The 13,485-nt window shown below is 71.0% G+C and carries 10 protein-coding genes; 6 read left to right on the top strand and 4 right to left on the bottom strand.

What is annotated here, in order from left to right; translation table 11 throughout:
• Positions 1 to 2 precede the first annotated feature (2 nt).
• On the top strand, positions 3 to 848 hold the full coding sequence (dapF, locus tag ACGFIQ_RS01490) for a diaminopimelate epimerase (RefSeq protein ID WP_393237612.1): 846 nt from the start codon (positions 3 to 5) through the stop codon (positions 846 to 848).
• Here the strand turns inward: dapF and ACGFIQ_RS01485 are convergent.
• Positions 823 to 1,437 carry a TetR/AcrR family transcriptional regulator gene (locus ACGFIQ_RS01485; RefSeq protein ID WP_393237609.1) on the bottom strand — a complete coding sequence of 205 codons (615 nt, stop codon included), beginning with the start codon at positions 1,435 to 1,437 and terminating at the stop codon, positions 823 to 825. The genes dapF and ACGFIQ_RS01485 overlap by 26 nt on opposite strands.
• 78 nt (positions 1,438 to 1,515) lie before the next feature.
• Between ACGFIQ_RS01485 and ACGFIQ_RS01480 the strand changes: the two genes are divergently transcribed.
• A complete protein-coding gene (locus ACGFIQ_RS01480) occupies positions 1,516 to 2,412 on the top strand; it encodes an alpha/beta fold hydrolase (RefSeq protein ID WP_393237606.1) in 897 nt (298 codons plus the stop codon).
• A 67-nt stretch (positions 2,413 to 2,479) separates the two neighbouring features.
• On the opposite strand, the gene ACGFIQ_RS01475 is transcribed toward ACGFIQ_RS01480, so the two are convergent.
• On the bottom strand, positions 2,480 to 3,946 hold the full coding sequence (locus ACGFIQ_RS01475) for an NAD-dependent malic enzyme (protein ID WP_393237603.1): 1,467 nt from the start codon (positions 3,944 to 3,946) through the stop codon (positions 2,480 to 2,482).
• A 183-nt stretch (positions 3,947 to 4,129) separates the two neighbouring features.
• On the opposite strand from ACGFIQ_RS01475, the gene hflX reads away from it, so the two are divergent.
• Positions 4,130 to 5,584 (top strand): GTPase HflX, encoded by a 1,455-nt coding sequence (gene hflX / locus ACGFIQ_RS01470; RefSeq protein WP_393237600.1) that lies wholly within the window; start codon positions 4,130 to 4,132, stop codon positions 5,582 to 5,584.
• A 50-nt stretch (positions 5,585 to 5,634) separates the two neighbouring features.
• The gene (locus tag ACGFIQ_RS01465) at positions 5,635 to 7,398 is read left to right on the top strand and encodes a hypothetical protein (protein WP_393237597.1); all 1,764 of its coding nucleotides are present in this window, start codon (positions 5,635 to 5,637) and stop codon (positions 7,396 to 7,398) included.
• Positions 7,399 to 7,484: 86 nt separating this feature from the next.
• On the opposite strand, the gene lexA is transcribed toward ACGFIQ_RS01465, so the two are convergent.
• Positions 7,485 to 8,270 carry a transcriptional repressor LexA gene (gene lexA / locus ACGFIQ_RS01460; RefSeq protein ID WP_355064023.1) on the bottom strand — a complete coding sequence of 262 codons (786 nt, stop codon included), beginning with the start codon at positions 8,268 to 8,270 and terminating at the stop codon, positions 7,485 to 7,487.
• A gap of 539 nt (positions 8,271 to 8,809) precedes the next feature.
• Between lexA and nrdR the strand changes: the two genes are divergently transcribed.
• Together nrdR and ACGFIQ_RS01450 are read left to right on the top strand one after the other, a co-directional pair.
• Positions 8,810 to 9,310, top strand: a complete 501-nt coding sequence (gene nrdR / locus ACGFIQ_RS01455) for a transcriptional regulator NrdR (RefSeq protein ID WP_357070368.1) — start codon at positions 8,810 to 8,812, stop codon at positions 9,308 to 9,310.
• A 34-nt stretch (positions 9,311 to 9,344) separates the two neighbouring features.
• On the top strand, positions 9,345 to 12,251 hold the full coding sequence (locus ACGFIQ_RS01450) for a vitamin B12-dependent ribonucleotide reductase (protein ID WP_393237593.1): 2,907 nt from the start codon (positions 9,345 to 9,347) through the stop codon (positions 12,249 to 12,251).
• Between the two features lie 168 nt (positions 12,252 to 12,419).
• Here ACGFIQ_RS01450 and ACGFIQ_RS01445 read toward each other — a convergent pair whose 3' ends face one another.
• Positions 12,420 to 13,319 carry a bifunctional 5,10-methylenetetrahydrofolate dehydrogenase/5,10-methenyltetrahydrofolate cyclohydrolase gene (locus ACGFIQ_RS01445; RefSeq protein ID WP_393237590.1) on the bottom strand — a complete coding sequence of 300 codons (900 nt, stop codon included), beginning with the start codon at positions 13,317 to 13,319 and terminating at the stop codon, positions 12,420 to 12,422.
• Positions 13,320 to 13,485 lie beyond the last annotated feature (166 nt).

The raw sequence follows: 13,485 nt of genomic DNA, 5'->3' as shown, positions 1-13,485 counted from the left end.
GCGTGGAGTTCACCAAGGGCCACGGCACCGGCAACGACTTCGTCCTCCTTCCCGACCCGGACGGTCAGCTCGACCTGACCCCGGAGCTGGTCGCGGCACTCTGCGACAGGCGGCGCGGCATCGGCGCGGACGGCGTGCTGCGGGTGGTCCGCGCGGCCAAGCATCCGGACGGCGCCGGGCTGGCCGGCGAGGCCGAGTGGTTCATGGACTACTGGAACGCCGACGGGTCGTTCGCCGAGATGTGCGGCAACGGCGCCCGGGTCTTCGTGCGCTACCTGCTCGACACCGGTCTGGCCACGCCCGCCGGCGCCGCGTTGCCGGTGGCCACCCGGGCCGGCATCGTGCGCGCGCTGGTCGAGGGTGACGCCGTGTCCGTCGAGATGCGCCGACCCCGGGTGTACGACACGTCGACCGCCACCCTGGGCGGACTGACCCTGCCCGGCACCGCTGTGGATCTTGGCAATCCGCACCTGGTCTGTGTCCTGCCGGCCGGCGTGGAGCTGTCCGCGCTGGACCTGACCGTCGCGCCCGGCTTCGACCCGACGGTCTTCCCCAGCGGGGTGAACGTGGAGTTCATCGTGGCGGGCGATCCGGTCGACGGCACCGACGAGCACTCGCTGATGCGGGTGTACGAGCGTGGCAGCGCCGAGACCCTGTCCTGCGGCACGGGTGCCTGCGCGGTGGGCGCGGTGGCCCTGCGTGACGCCGGCCGGGACACCGGGGTGGTCGCCGTGGACGTGCCCGGTGGCCGCCTGACGGTCACGGTCACTGCCGACTCCTGCTGGCTGTCCGGCCCCGCCGTCCTGGTGGCCACCGGCGACATCAGCCCGTCCGCGCTGGCGGTGTGAACAGCCGGTCGAGGTGGTAGGTCAGGATCGCCAGCGCGCTCGCGCCGTCGCGCTGGCCGCCGAGCACGCTGGAGCCCAGCCCGTTGGTCAGCGCCAGTAGGCCGGCGGCCACCACGTCGCAATCCAGCTCCGGGTTGACGTCACCGTCCTGCTGCGCTTGGCGGAGTTGCCGGGCGAGCAGCCGTTCGAGCTTGTCGGGATAGGCGGTGCCGTGCCGTTCGGCGAGGTCTGGCTCGCTGAACACCAGCGCGTAGTAGCCGGTGTAGGCCCTGGTGAGTTGGTGGCCCTCGGGGTCCGTCGGCAGGACGGCGGAGAGGGTGCCGACGACGACGGTGCGTGGGGTGACCGGCCCGAGCGCCCGAATCCGTGCCTCGACGCGGGCGGCCAGCTGCTCGCCGAGATAGCCCAACGCGGTCAGCAGGAGCTCGTCCTTGGTGTGGAAGTAGTACTGCACCAGCCGCAGCGACACCCCGGCCTCGGCGGCTACCTCCCGCATGCTCGCGGACTGCAGTCCCCGGCTGCTGGCGATCCGCAGCAGCGCGTCGCCGATCTGCCGGCGCCGCTGTTCGTGGTCGACGCGCTTGGGCACCGTGGCACTCCGTTCTGTTCCGTCAGCGGAACCTGATGATACGGTTGTACCATCAAAACACCGGGGGACGGAGACATCGTGACAGTCGCACCGATCAGCGAGTTCACCAGTGATCGTGCCCGCGCCCGTTTTCTGGACGCGTACGAGCGGACTCGACGGCGGGTGTGGCCCGCCGAAGCGGTCGCCGCCGACCTGCCGACCAGCTTCGGGCGCACCCGGGTCTACCGATGGGGGGCCGGAGCCGCAACGCCGTTCGTGCTGCTGCCCGGTGCCGGCGGCAACGCCCTGAGTTGGCACCCGCACGTGCGCCGACTCGGGCGGGACCGGCCGGTGATCGCCGTCGACCCGGTTGGCGAACCGGGCTGCTCCGTGCAGTCACTGCCCCTCGACGGCCCTGGGGACTGGGCGCGCTGGCTGTCCGAGGTCCTCGACGGGATGGGCGTGGACCGGGCGTACCTGGTCGGCGCGTCGTTCGGCGGTTGGGTGGGGGTGCAGTACGCCCGGCACTCACCCGGCCGGGTGGCTGGCCTGGTCCTGCTCGACCCGGCCGGCTTCGGCAAGGTCAACGGCCGGTTCCTCGCCTGGGTGGTGCTGAGCGGCCTGGTCGGCCTCGCCCCCGCCCCGGTCCGCCGCGGCGCGGCCCGGCTGCTGCGCAACGCGACCCTGCGTGACGACGACCTGATGGGGCTGATCCGCGCCACCTTCGGCTTCCGCCGCCGGCACCCGGTCCCGCCGGCGCTCACCGACGACGAGTTGCGCGACCTCACGGTGCCGGTCCTGGCGCTGTTCGGCGAGCGCAGCCAGCTGTACGACGCCCGGTCGGTGGCCGACCGGATCAGGCGCCTGGTCCCGGGCGCCCGGTCGGAGGTCGTCCCCGGCGCGGGTCACGACCTGCCGCTGAGCCACCCGGACCTCGTCGCCGACCGAGCCACCGACTTCGCGACCTCCACACCGCCGCACGCTCCCGCGCCGTGACCGAGAGGGTCGGGTCGCGATCCACGCGGATCCTGACCCGACCCTCTCGATCGACGAAGGGAGTGCGTCACGGGGTGGCGCTGGCGTTCGCCGCGATCTCCGGGAGGTCGGCCGGGCCGGGGTCGGCCGCCGGGAGCGGGCTCGGGTTGTGCGCGGCGGCGCGGACGGCGGCGGCGACGGCCGGGGCGACCCGGGAGTCGAAGACGCTCGGCACGATCACCGTCGGGTTGATCTTCTCTTCGCCGACCACGTCGGCGATGGCCCGGGCGGCGGCGATCGCCATCTCCTCGGTGAACTCCTCGGCGTGCGCGTCCAGCATCCCGCGGAACACGCCGGGGAAGGCGAGCACGTTGTTGATCTGGTTCGGCTGGTCCGAGCGACCGGTGGCGACCACGGCGGCGTGCTTGCGCGCCTCCCGCGGGTCGACCTCCGGGTCCGGATTGGCCAGCGCGAAGACGATCGAGTCCTTGGCCATCTGGGCGATGTCGTCACCGGTGAGCAGGTTCGGCGCGCTCACGCCGATGAACACGTCGGCACCCCGGATCGCACCCGGCAGGTCGCCCGAGTAGTTCTCCTTGTTGGTGTTGTCCGCCAGCCACTGCCACGCCGAGTTGAGCCCGGTCAGCCCACGGTGCAGGGCACCCTGCCGGTCGTACGCGATGATGTCGCCGACGCCCTGGCGCAGCAGCAGCTTCATGATCGCGGTGCCCGCCGCGCCGGCCCCGGAGACCACCACCCGGACGTCCTCGAGTTGCTTGCCCACCACCCGCAGCGCGTTGGTCAGCGCGGCCAGCACGCAGATCGCGGTGCCGTGCTGGTCGTCGTGGAACACCGGGATGTCCAGCGCCTCGCGCAGCCGGGCCTCGATCTCGAAGCAGCGCGGCGCGGCGATGTCCTCCAGGTTGATCCCGCCGTACGCCGGCGCGATCGCCTTCACGATCTGCACGATCTCGTCGGTGTCCTGGGTGTCCAGCACCACCGGCCAGGCATCCACCCCACCGAAGCGCTTGAAGAGCGCCGCCTTGCCCTCCATCACCGGCAGCGACGCGGCCGGGCCCAGGTTGCCCAGGCCGAGCACCGCGGAGCCGTCGCTGACCACCGCGACGGTGTTGCGCTTGATGGTCAGTCGCCGGGCGTCCGCCGGATTCTCCGCGATCGCCATGCAGACCCGGGCCACCCCCGGGGTGTACGCCCGGGACAGCTCGTCGCGGTTGCGCAGCGCGACCTTCGACGTCACCTCGATCTTGCCGCCCAGGTGCAGCAGGAACGTCCGGTCCGACACCTTCCGCACGTCCACGCCGTCCAGGGCGGTCAGCGCGTCGACCACCTGGTCGGCGTGCCCGGCGTCGGCGGTGTCGCAGGTCAGGTCGACGATCACGTTCGTCGGGTCGGAGTCCACCACGTCCAACGCCGTGACGATCGCGCCGGCCTCGCCGACGGAGGTGGTGAGCCGGCCGATCGAGGACGCGTCCGCGGTCACGGCGATCCGGATGGTGATCGAAAATCCGGCGCTCGGCAGTCGGGTGATGGCCACGGGATCCCTCCGTCACGGCTGTGCGGCCGATCGGCCGCCGCCCGCATTTCTACCGGGTTGTCGCGGCCGACCAGCATTCGCCCCCACTTTTGGCGACCCTGACCATGGGCATATAGCAGGTGCGTTCGGCGTTGTGTCATGTCAGGATTACGTTCCACTCATCAAAACGGACAGGAGAACCGCTTGCGAGACCAGGAGAGCTTCGTCCCCGTCGAGGACGAGCTCGACGACGTCACCACCGGCGAGATGGATCTGTCGGAGCGACAGTCCCTCCGACGCGTCCCGGGCCTGTCAACCGAGCTCACCGACGTCACCGAGGTGGAATACCGCCAGCTGCGGCTGGAGCGGGTCGTCCTGGTGGGTGTCTGGACCGAGGGCACGGTGGCCGACGCGGAAAATTCGCTGGCCGAGCTCGCCGCGCTGGCCGAGACCGCCGGCTCGCAGGTGCTCGAAGGGCTGATCCAGCGCCGCAGCCGACCCGACCCGGCCACGTACATCGGCCGTGGCAAGGTCGACGACCTCGGCGCGGTGGTGCTCTCCAGCGGCGCCGACACGGTCATCTGCGACGGTGAGTTGTCCCCGTCGCAGCTGCGCAACCTGGAGCAGCGCACCAAGGTCAAGGTCGTCGACCGCACCGCGCTGATCCTCGACATCTTCGCCCAGCACGCCAAGAGCAAGGAAGGTAAGGCCCAGGTCGAGCTGGCCCAACTCGAATACCTGCTGCCCCGGCTGCGGGGTTGGGGTGAGACGCTCTCCCGGCAGACCGGTGGTTCCGGCCGTGGTGGCGGCGCCGGCGGCGGTGTGGGTGTGCGTGGTCCCGGTGAGACCAAGCTGGAGACCGACCGGCGGCGGATCCGCCACCGCATCTCCCGGCTGCGCCGCGAGATCAAGAGCATGCGCACGGTACGCGTGACGAAGCGCGCCCGACGCACCCGCAACTCCGTTCCCGCCGTGGCCATCGCCGGCTACACCAACGCCGGCAAGTCCAGCCTGCTCAACCGGTTGACCGGTGCCGGCGTGCTGGTGGAGAACGCGCTGTTCGCGACACTGGACCCGACCACCCGTAAGGCGACCACCTCGGACGGCCGGCTCTACACCCTCTCCGACACCGTCGGTTTCGTCCGGCACCTGCCGCACCAGATCGTCGAGGCGTTCCGGTCGACGCTCGAGGAGGTCGCCGAGGCGGATCTGGTGGTGCACGTCGTCGACGGCACCCACCCGGATCCGGAGGAGCAGGTCCGGGCGGTCCACACGGTGCTCGCCGAGGTGAGCGCGGAGCGGCTTCCCGAGTTGCTGGTGGTCAACAAGACCGACGCGGCCGACGAGGACACGCTGCTGCGGCTCAAGCGGCTCTGGCCGGACGCGATCTTCGTCTCGGCGCACTCCGGGCGGGGCATCGACGGGCTGCGTGCGGCGATCGAGGAGCGGCTGCCGCGACCGGCCGTGGAGGTTCGGGCCGTGCTGCCGTACGACCGCGGTGACCTGGTCGCCCGGGCGCATCGCACGGGCGAGGTGCTCAGCACGGCGCACCTGCCGGAGGGCACACTGCTGCATCTCCGCGTCCCGGCGGAGCTCGCCGCGGAGCTGGCACCGTTCGCCGTCGAGCGACAGGGTCAGGCGGCCGGCAGCCGCTCCTGAGCGGCTACGGTGTTATCCGCCGGAAACGCGTGGCATGCGACACTGGCCGAATGCGCCGCGTTGTTTCCTCGGTCACGGTTGCCCTCGGCCTGCTCGGGGCAACCGTGGCGCTCGCCGGAGTCGCCGCGGCGGCTCCCGCCCCCGGGTCGTCCGAGCAGCAGGCCGCCACTCCCGGTCAGAAGCGGTGCACGATCGCCGACGAGCGGCTGCGGGAGCTGTCCGGCCTGGTCGCCACCAAGAGTGGCTACGTCGTCATCAACGACAGCACCGAGATCGTGGCACGCGAGCGGATCTTCTTCCTCGACACCAAGTGCAAGATCTCGAAGGAGCCGGTCCGCTATTCGGGGCAGGGCCCGGTCGACACCGAGGATCTCGCGCTCTCCAAGGACGCCAACACCCTGTGGATCGCCGACACCGGTGACAACGCCGATTCGAAGGAGCGCCGCACACGCGTCGCGCTCTGGTCGATGCCGGTCAGCGGTGCGAGACAGCCGACGCTGCACCGGGTCTCCTACCCGGAGGGCAAGCCGCACGACGCCGAGGCGTTGCTCATCGGCGACGACGGCAAACCGCTGATCATCACGAAGGTCACCAGCGGCAAGGCCGAGATCTACGCGCCGACGGCGGCGCTGCGCAACGGCGACACCGAGCCGGTGCCGATGCGTAGGGCCGGCGAGATCACGCTGCCGAAGACGCAGACGGAGAACCCGCTCAACACGTTCGGCCGGATCGCCATCACCGGCGCGGCCCGCTCACCGGACGGCTCCCGGGTGGTCCTGCGCACCTACGCCGACGCGTTCGAGTACGACGTGACAGGCGGTGACATCGTCGGTGCGCTCACCACCGGCAAGCCGCGGGTGACGGCGCTGTCCGACCCGTTCGGCGAGGCCATCAGTTACACCTCGGACGGCAAGGCCTTCCTGACCGTCTCGGATGCGTTCCGGTTCACCGACGACGAGCCGCTCGACATCCTCAGCTACACCCCGTCCACCTCGACCACGGTGCCACTGGCCGCGGGGGCGGGGGACGTCAAGCAGGCGGCCTCGAAATCCTGGACCGCCGGGCTGGACTTCGACGACATCATCTACCTGGTCGGCGCGGTCGGGGTGATCGGCCTGCTGCTGGTCGCTGCCGGCATCATCGGCATCGTCCGGGCCCGTCGCCGGCCGGCCACCGACGCGAAGGCGGAGCCGGATGGCGAGCCGTTCGGCCCGCGCACCGGCCGTGCCGTCGGCGGTTCCCCACCCGGCGGTGATCGTAAGGGCGGCGGCGTCTACGGTGGCGGCGCGCCAGCGGGTGGTGCGGCCTACGGCGGTGGCCCGGGTCGCGGTGGCCCGGGTCGCGGTGGTGTGGATCGCGGTGGCCCGGCTCCGGCGGGTGGTGCCGTGTATGGCGGTGGCGGTGGCCGACCGGCGGTGGCCGGCGGCGGCTACGGTGCGGCACGGCCGGACGGCGGCGGAACAGGTACGTACGGCGGCGGTCGCCCCCCGGCGAGTGGTGGCGGTCGCCCTCCGGTAGGTGGCGGCGGTCGTCCGCCGGCAAGCGGTGGCGGTCGTCCTCAGGGTGCTGGCGGTGGGCGCCCGCAGGGTGCCGGTGGCCGTCCGCAGGGCGGGGGCGGTCGTCCGGGCAGCGGCGTGTACGGCGGTGACGGCGGCGGACCCGGCACCGGTCGTGCCGAACCGCCCCGGCGTGGTGGGCAGGAGCCCGACTACCGGGGTCAGCGGCCTGGCCGTCGTCGTGACGACGATGGGCCCGTCGACCCGTACGGGCAGCATCCCGGGGGCGGTCGCGGCCCTCGGGGCGACCGTTACTGACGAGTGCCCACCGTTACTGACGAGTGCTCAGCCGCCCCTGACGACCGGCGTGGGTGAGCGCCCGTGGGCACTCACCCGCCGATCGGTCAGATGCGGCGCAGCACCGCCACGACGCGCCCCATGATGGTGGCGTCGTCACCGGGGATCGGGTCGAAGGCCGGGTTCTGCGGCATCAGCCAGACGTGCCCGTCGCGCCGCCGGTAGGTCTTGACCGTCGCCTCGCCGTCGAGCATCGCGGCCACGATCTCGCCCGAGTCGGCGGTCGGCTGCTGCCGGACGACCACCCAGTCGCCGTCGCAGATCGCCGCGTCGAGCATCGAGTCGCCCTTGACCTGGAGCATGAAGACCTCACCCTCACCCACCAACTCGCGGGGGAGCGGGAAGATGTCCTCCACGGCCTGCTCGGCGAGGATCGGCCCACCGGCGGCGATCCGACCGAGCATCGGCACGTACGCCGGGGTCGGTCGTTGTGCCCGGGACAGCTCGTCGTCGATGGCCTCGCTGGGGGCGCGGACGTCCACCGCGCGCGGCCGATTGGGGTCGCGGCGCAGGAAGCCCTTCTTTTCCAGCTCCTTGAGCTGGTAGGCGACGCTGGACGGCGACACCAGGCCGACCGCCTCGCCGATCTCCCGCACACTCGGCGGGTAGCCGTGCCGATCCACCCAGGTGCGGATGAACTCCAGGATGCGACGCTGGCGGGCGGTCAGGTCGACAGTTGCCGGGTCGGGGAAGGCGCTGACGACCGGGGTGACCGGGCGCACGGCGGGTTGACCCGTCCGGCTGCGCGCGGCGCTGCGGCGTCGGGTGGCCGGGGGGCCCGCCTCGGTGATCTGCTGCGGGCTCTTCGGCCGGCTGGCCCGGTCCTCGGTCACGTCCGTCCTCCCTGGTCGGCGCTGGGTGCCTCGTCGGCTCGTGGTGCGTGCGGTGGTGCCACGTTGTTCATGACCGTATAGGTGAGATCGGTCATTTTCAAACATCTGTACGACCTCTCACCGGCGTGTCGGGGTGAAAAACCGCTCCGGTCGTACGGATGTTCTGATAAATGGTACGTCGGATAGCACTGGTGTTCGACGGTCGACCGTTTTCCGACCTGTTCTGGCCGCCCGGGTCGGTAACCCGGGCGGGGTCTCGGCGTTGGGTCTTCGGGCGCGCTGGCGGGTGTGGATGACCGGATGGTCCGTGACGCGCCGGACACGCCCGCCAACTTGACCCGGCTTCCCCGGCGACATACGGTCGACCCCTAGATGTAGTAGTGACACGGGCGTAAGTTGCCCACAGGTTGGGTCCGACTACCGACCGCACTCTCGTAACGTTGATCACGGCGGGCGCCATGAACGCATGGCACCGCCGTGGTGGGTCGTGCCCGGGTGCGTCCGGTACGACATGGTTGATCACGATTAGGAGGTCCGCGATGCGGTGTCCGTACTGCCGGCACGCTGACTCCCGGGTGGTCGACTCGCGGGAGGCCGACGACGGCCAGCTCATCCGACGGCGGCGGTCCTGCCCGGAGTGCGGCAAGCGGTTCACCACCGTCGAGGAGGCGGTCCTCGCGGTCGTCAAGCGCAGCGGGGTGACCGAGCCGTTCAGTCGTACGAAGATCATCGGCGGGGTGCGCAAGGCGTGCCAGGGCCGGCCGGTGGACGACGACTCTCTCGCGCTGCTCGCGCAGCGGGTGGAGGAGACGGTCCGGGCCAAGGGGGCCGCCGAGATCCCCAGCCACGACGTGGGCCTGGCGATCCTGGGCCCGCTGCGTGACCTGGACGAGATCGCCTACCTGCGGTTCGCCAGCGTCTACCGCTCCTTCGACTCGCTCGCCGACTTCGAGCGCGAGATCGAGACGTTGCGGAGTGCGGCGCGCGCCCGGGGGCAGGGCCGGGCCGACGCGGTCGAGGCCGCCGGCCCGACCAACTGAATCTGCACGAATTTTCCAGAGATTGGGACGCGCGGTGGGTGACCGCGCAGACGAGGGGGGCGACGGCGTGACAACTAGCCGTGCACGGAGCAAGGCAGGCGCGGGGCTGAAGATCGAGCGGGTGTGGACGACCGAGGGGGTCCACCCGTACGACGAGGTCAGCTGGGAACGCCGGGACGTCGTGATGACGAACTGGCGGGACGGCTCGATCAACTTCGAGCAGCGGGGGGTCGAGTTCCCGGAGTCGTGGAGCGTCAACGCGGCCAACATCGTCACCACGAAGTACTTCCGGGGCGCGGTGGGGACCCCGGAGCGGGAGTGGTCGCTCAAGCAGCTGATCGACCGGGTGGTCACCACCTACCGCACCGCGGGCGAGGAGTACGGCTACTTCGCGAGCCCCGCCGACGCCGAGGTCTTCGCCCACGAGCTGACCTGGATGCTGCTGCACCAGGTGTTCAGCTTCAACTCGCCGGTCTGGTTCAACGTCGGCACGCCGTCGCCGCAGCAGGTCAGCGCCTGCTTCATCCTGGCCGTGGACGACTCGATGGACTCCATCCTCGACTGGTACAAGGAGGAGGGGCTGATCTTCAAGGGCGGCTCCGGTTCCGGGGTCAACCTGTCGCGGATCCGCTCGTCGCGTGAGCTGCTCTCCTCCGGCGGCACCGCCTCCGGCCCGGTCAGCTTCATGCGTGGCGCGGACGCCTCGGCCGGCACCATCAAGTCCGGCGGCGCGACCCGCCGCGCGGCCAAGATGGTCATCCTCGACGTGGACCACCCGGACATCGAGGAGTTCGTGGTCACCAAGGCGCGCGAGGAGCACAAGATCCGCGCGCTGCGCGACGCCGGGTTCGACATGGACCTCGGCGGCTCCGACATCGTCAGCGTGCAGTACCAGAACGCCAACAACTCGGTCCGGGTCTCAGACGAGTTCATGTCGGCTGTGGAAAATGGCGGCGGCTTCGACCTGCGCGGCCGGCTGGACGGCTCGGTGATCGACACCGTCGACGCCAAGAAGCTGTTCCGCACCATCTCCCAGGCCGCCTGGGAGTGCGCCGACCCCGGCCTGCAGTACGACGACACGATCAACGACTGGCACACCTGCCCGGAGACCGGGCGGATCACCGCGTCGAACCCGTGCTCGGAATACCTGCACCTGGACAACTCCTCGTGCAACCTGGCCTCGCTCAACCTGATGAAGTTCCTCCGCGCCGACGGGGGCTTCGAGGTGGAGAAGTTCGTCAAGTCCGTCGAGTTCGTCATCACCGCGATGGACATCTCGATCTGCTTCGCGGACTTCCCGACCGACAAGATCGGTGAGACCTCCCGCGCCTACCGGCAGCTCGGCATCGGCTACGCCAACCTCGGCGCCCTGCTGATGGCCACCGGCCTGCCGTACGACTCGGACCAGGGCCGCTCGGTCGCCGCGTCGATCACGTCGCTGATGACCGGCACCGCGTACCGCCGCTCGGCCGAGCTGGCCGGTGTCGTCGGCCCGTACGACGGCTACGCCCGCAACGCCGAGCCGCACAAGCGGGTCATGCGCAAGCACGCCGCGGCAAACGACGAGATCAAGCCGACCAGCCCGGTGGCCACCGCGATCGTCCGCGAGGCGACCAAGCAGTGGACCCAGGGCAACAAGATCGGCGACAAGTTCGGTTGGCGCAACGCGCAGGCCAGCGTCCTCGCCCCGACCGGCACGATCGGCTTCATGATGGACTGCGACACGACCGGCGTGGAGCCGGACCTGGCGCTCGTCAAGTTCAAGAAGCTGGTCGGCGGCGGCTCGATGCAGATCGTCAACCAGACGGTGCCGCGCGCCCTGCGCAGCCTCGGCTACCCCGAGGAGCAGGTCGAGGCGATCATCGAGCACATCGCCGACCACGGCCACGTGGTGGACGCCCCCGGCCTCAAGCCGGAGCACTACCCGGTCTTCGACTGCGCCATGGGCGAGCGGACGATCGCCCCGATGGGTCACGTGCGGATGATGGCGGCCATCCAGCCGTTCGTCTCCGGCGCCATCTCCAAGACGGTCAACATGCCGGAGGCGGCCACCGTCGAGGACGTCGAGAAGATCTACTTCGAGGGCTGGAAGCTCGGCCTCAAGGCGCTGGCGATCTACCGGGACAACTGCAAGGTCGGCCAGCCGCTCTCGGTGGCCAAGTCCAACAAGGCCACCGAGCCGGCCGCCGTCGAGACCGCACCGGCCGCGCCGGTCGCGGTGGAGAAGGTCATCGAGTACCGGCCGGTGCGCAAGCGCCTGCCGAAGAAGCGCCCGTCCGAGACGGTCAGCTTCTCCGTCGGTGGCGCCGAGGGCTACCTCACCGCGTCGTCCTACCCGGACGACGGCCTCGGCGAGGTCTTCCTGAAGATGTCCAAGCAGGGCTCGACCCTGGCCGGCGTGATGGACGCCTTCTCGGTGGCCATCAGCATCGGCCTGCAGTACGGCGTGCCGCTGGAGACGTTCGTCAGCAAGTTCACCAACATGCGCTTCGAGCCGGCCGGCATGACCGACGACCCGGACGTGCGGATGGCGGCATCGGTGATGGACTACATCTTCCGCCGCCTGGCACTGGACTTCCTGCCCTACGAGCGCCGCGCTGAGCTGGGCATCTTCACCGCGTCCGAGCGGGCCGCCCAGCTGCGGGCCGAGGCCGACGCGGAAGCCGCGGCCGTCACCGGCGCGGACCTCACCGCGATGGCGTCCTCGGCGCCGGTGGAGGCCCCGGCCAAGACCGAGGCCGTGGCCCAGCCGGCCCAGGAGATGGCCGACGTGGCCGCCGCCAAGCCGGCTCCGAGCGTGGGTTCCAGCACCGAGCTGCTGGAGGCCGTGATCGGCAAGGCCGCCGACGCACCGCTCTGCTTCACCTGCGGTACGAAGATGCGCCCCGCCGGCAGCTGCTACGTCTGCGAGGGCTGCGGCTCCACCAGCGGCTGCAGCTGACGGCGAGCCCACCGATGGGCGCTGAATAGCACCAACGAACACGGCCCGGCCCCTCGCAGCGAGGGGCCGGGCCGCGTTCACGGGGGGCTTGCCGTTAGTCGTGATGCCGCTGAGTCATCAAGATGACTCAGCGGCATCACGCTCGCCCTGCGGTTTGCGCCCGCAGGGCTACTGGCTTGCTCGCTCGGCGGCGCGCACGGCGTTGCGGAACAGCATCGCCACGGTGGTCGGACCGACTCCGCCGACCCGGGGCGTGATGGCGCCGGCGACCTCGGCGCACGCCTCGTCGACATCCGGCAGGAGGCGCCGCCCGTCGTAGCGGACGCCGGCGCCGATGACGACGGCGCCGGGCTTGACGTGCTCAGGCCGGACGATCCCGGGTACGCCGGCGGCGGCGACGAGGATGTCGGCGCGACGGGTGTAGCGGGCCCAGTCCGGCACGCCGGTGTGGACGACTGTGACGGCGGCGTTGGCGGTCGGGCGCTTCTGGGCGAGCAGCATCGCCAGGGGGCGGCCGAGGGTGGCGCCCCGGCCGAGGATGACGACCTCACGACCGGCGACGGGGATCTCGTAGTGCGCCAGGAGGGCCTCGATGCCGGCGGGGGTGCACGGCAGTGGGCCGGGCAGACCGACGGCGAGACGTCCCATGTTCAGCGGATGCATGCCGTCGACGTCCTTGTCCGGGTCGATGGTCTGCAGTGCCGCGTCGTAGTCCAGATGACTTGGCACGGGGTACTGCACGAGCAACCCGTGCACGGCCGGATCGGTGTTGAACCGGCCAATGGCCTGGTGCAGCTCCGCCTGGGTGGCGGTGGCGGGCAGATGCACGTGCGGTGAGGCGAACCCGAGCTCGGCCGCCTGACGTTGCTTGATGGCGATGTAACCGGCGCTGGCGTCGTCGTCGCCGACGAGGATGGTGGCGAGGCTGGGTGTGATCCCGCGGTCGCGCAGGCGGGCGGCTGCGGCAGCGGTCTCGGCCAGGATGGCTTCGGCGACGGGTGTCCCCGGCAGCAGCCGGGCCGTGCCCGATGGAGGCTGATTCTCGGCGGATGCGCTGGTCGTGGTCATGACGGGTCCTCGACGCAGGCGCCCAGGCGGTCGACGCCCGCGAGAGGCTCCCCGATGGTTGCACCATCCCCGTGCCGCCAGTCGCCGGTCCTTCGATCATGCCCCATCACCAGGGCTGCTGCCCACCTGGACCGGCAGCGCCGCCTTCGGCGTCGGGCAGATCAGC

It is taken from the genome of Micromonospora sp. NPDC048898, assembly GCF_043198035.1.
In the GTDB taxonomy this organism is placed as follows: Bacteria; Actinomycetota; Actinomycetes; order Mycobacteriales; family Micromonosporaceae; genus Micromonospora.
The sequence above is the reverse complement of the archived record's forward strand: the minus strand, read 5'-3'. Positions and strand labels throughout refer to the sequence as shown.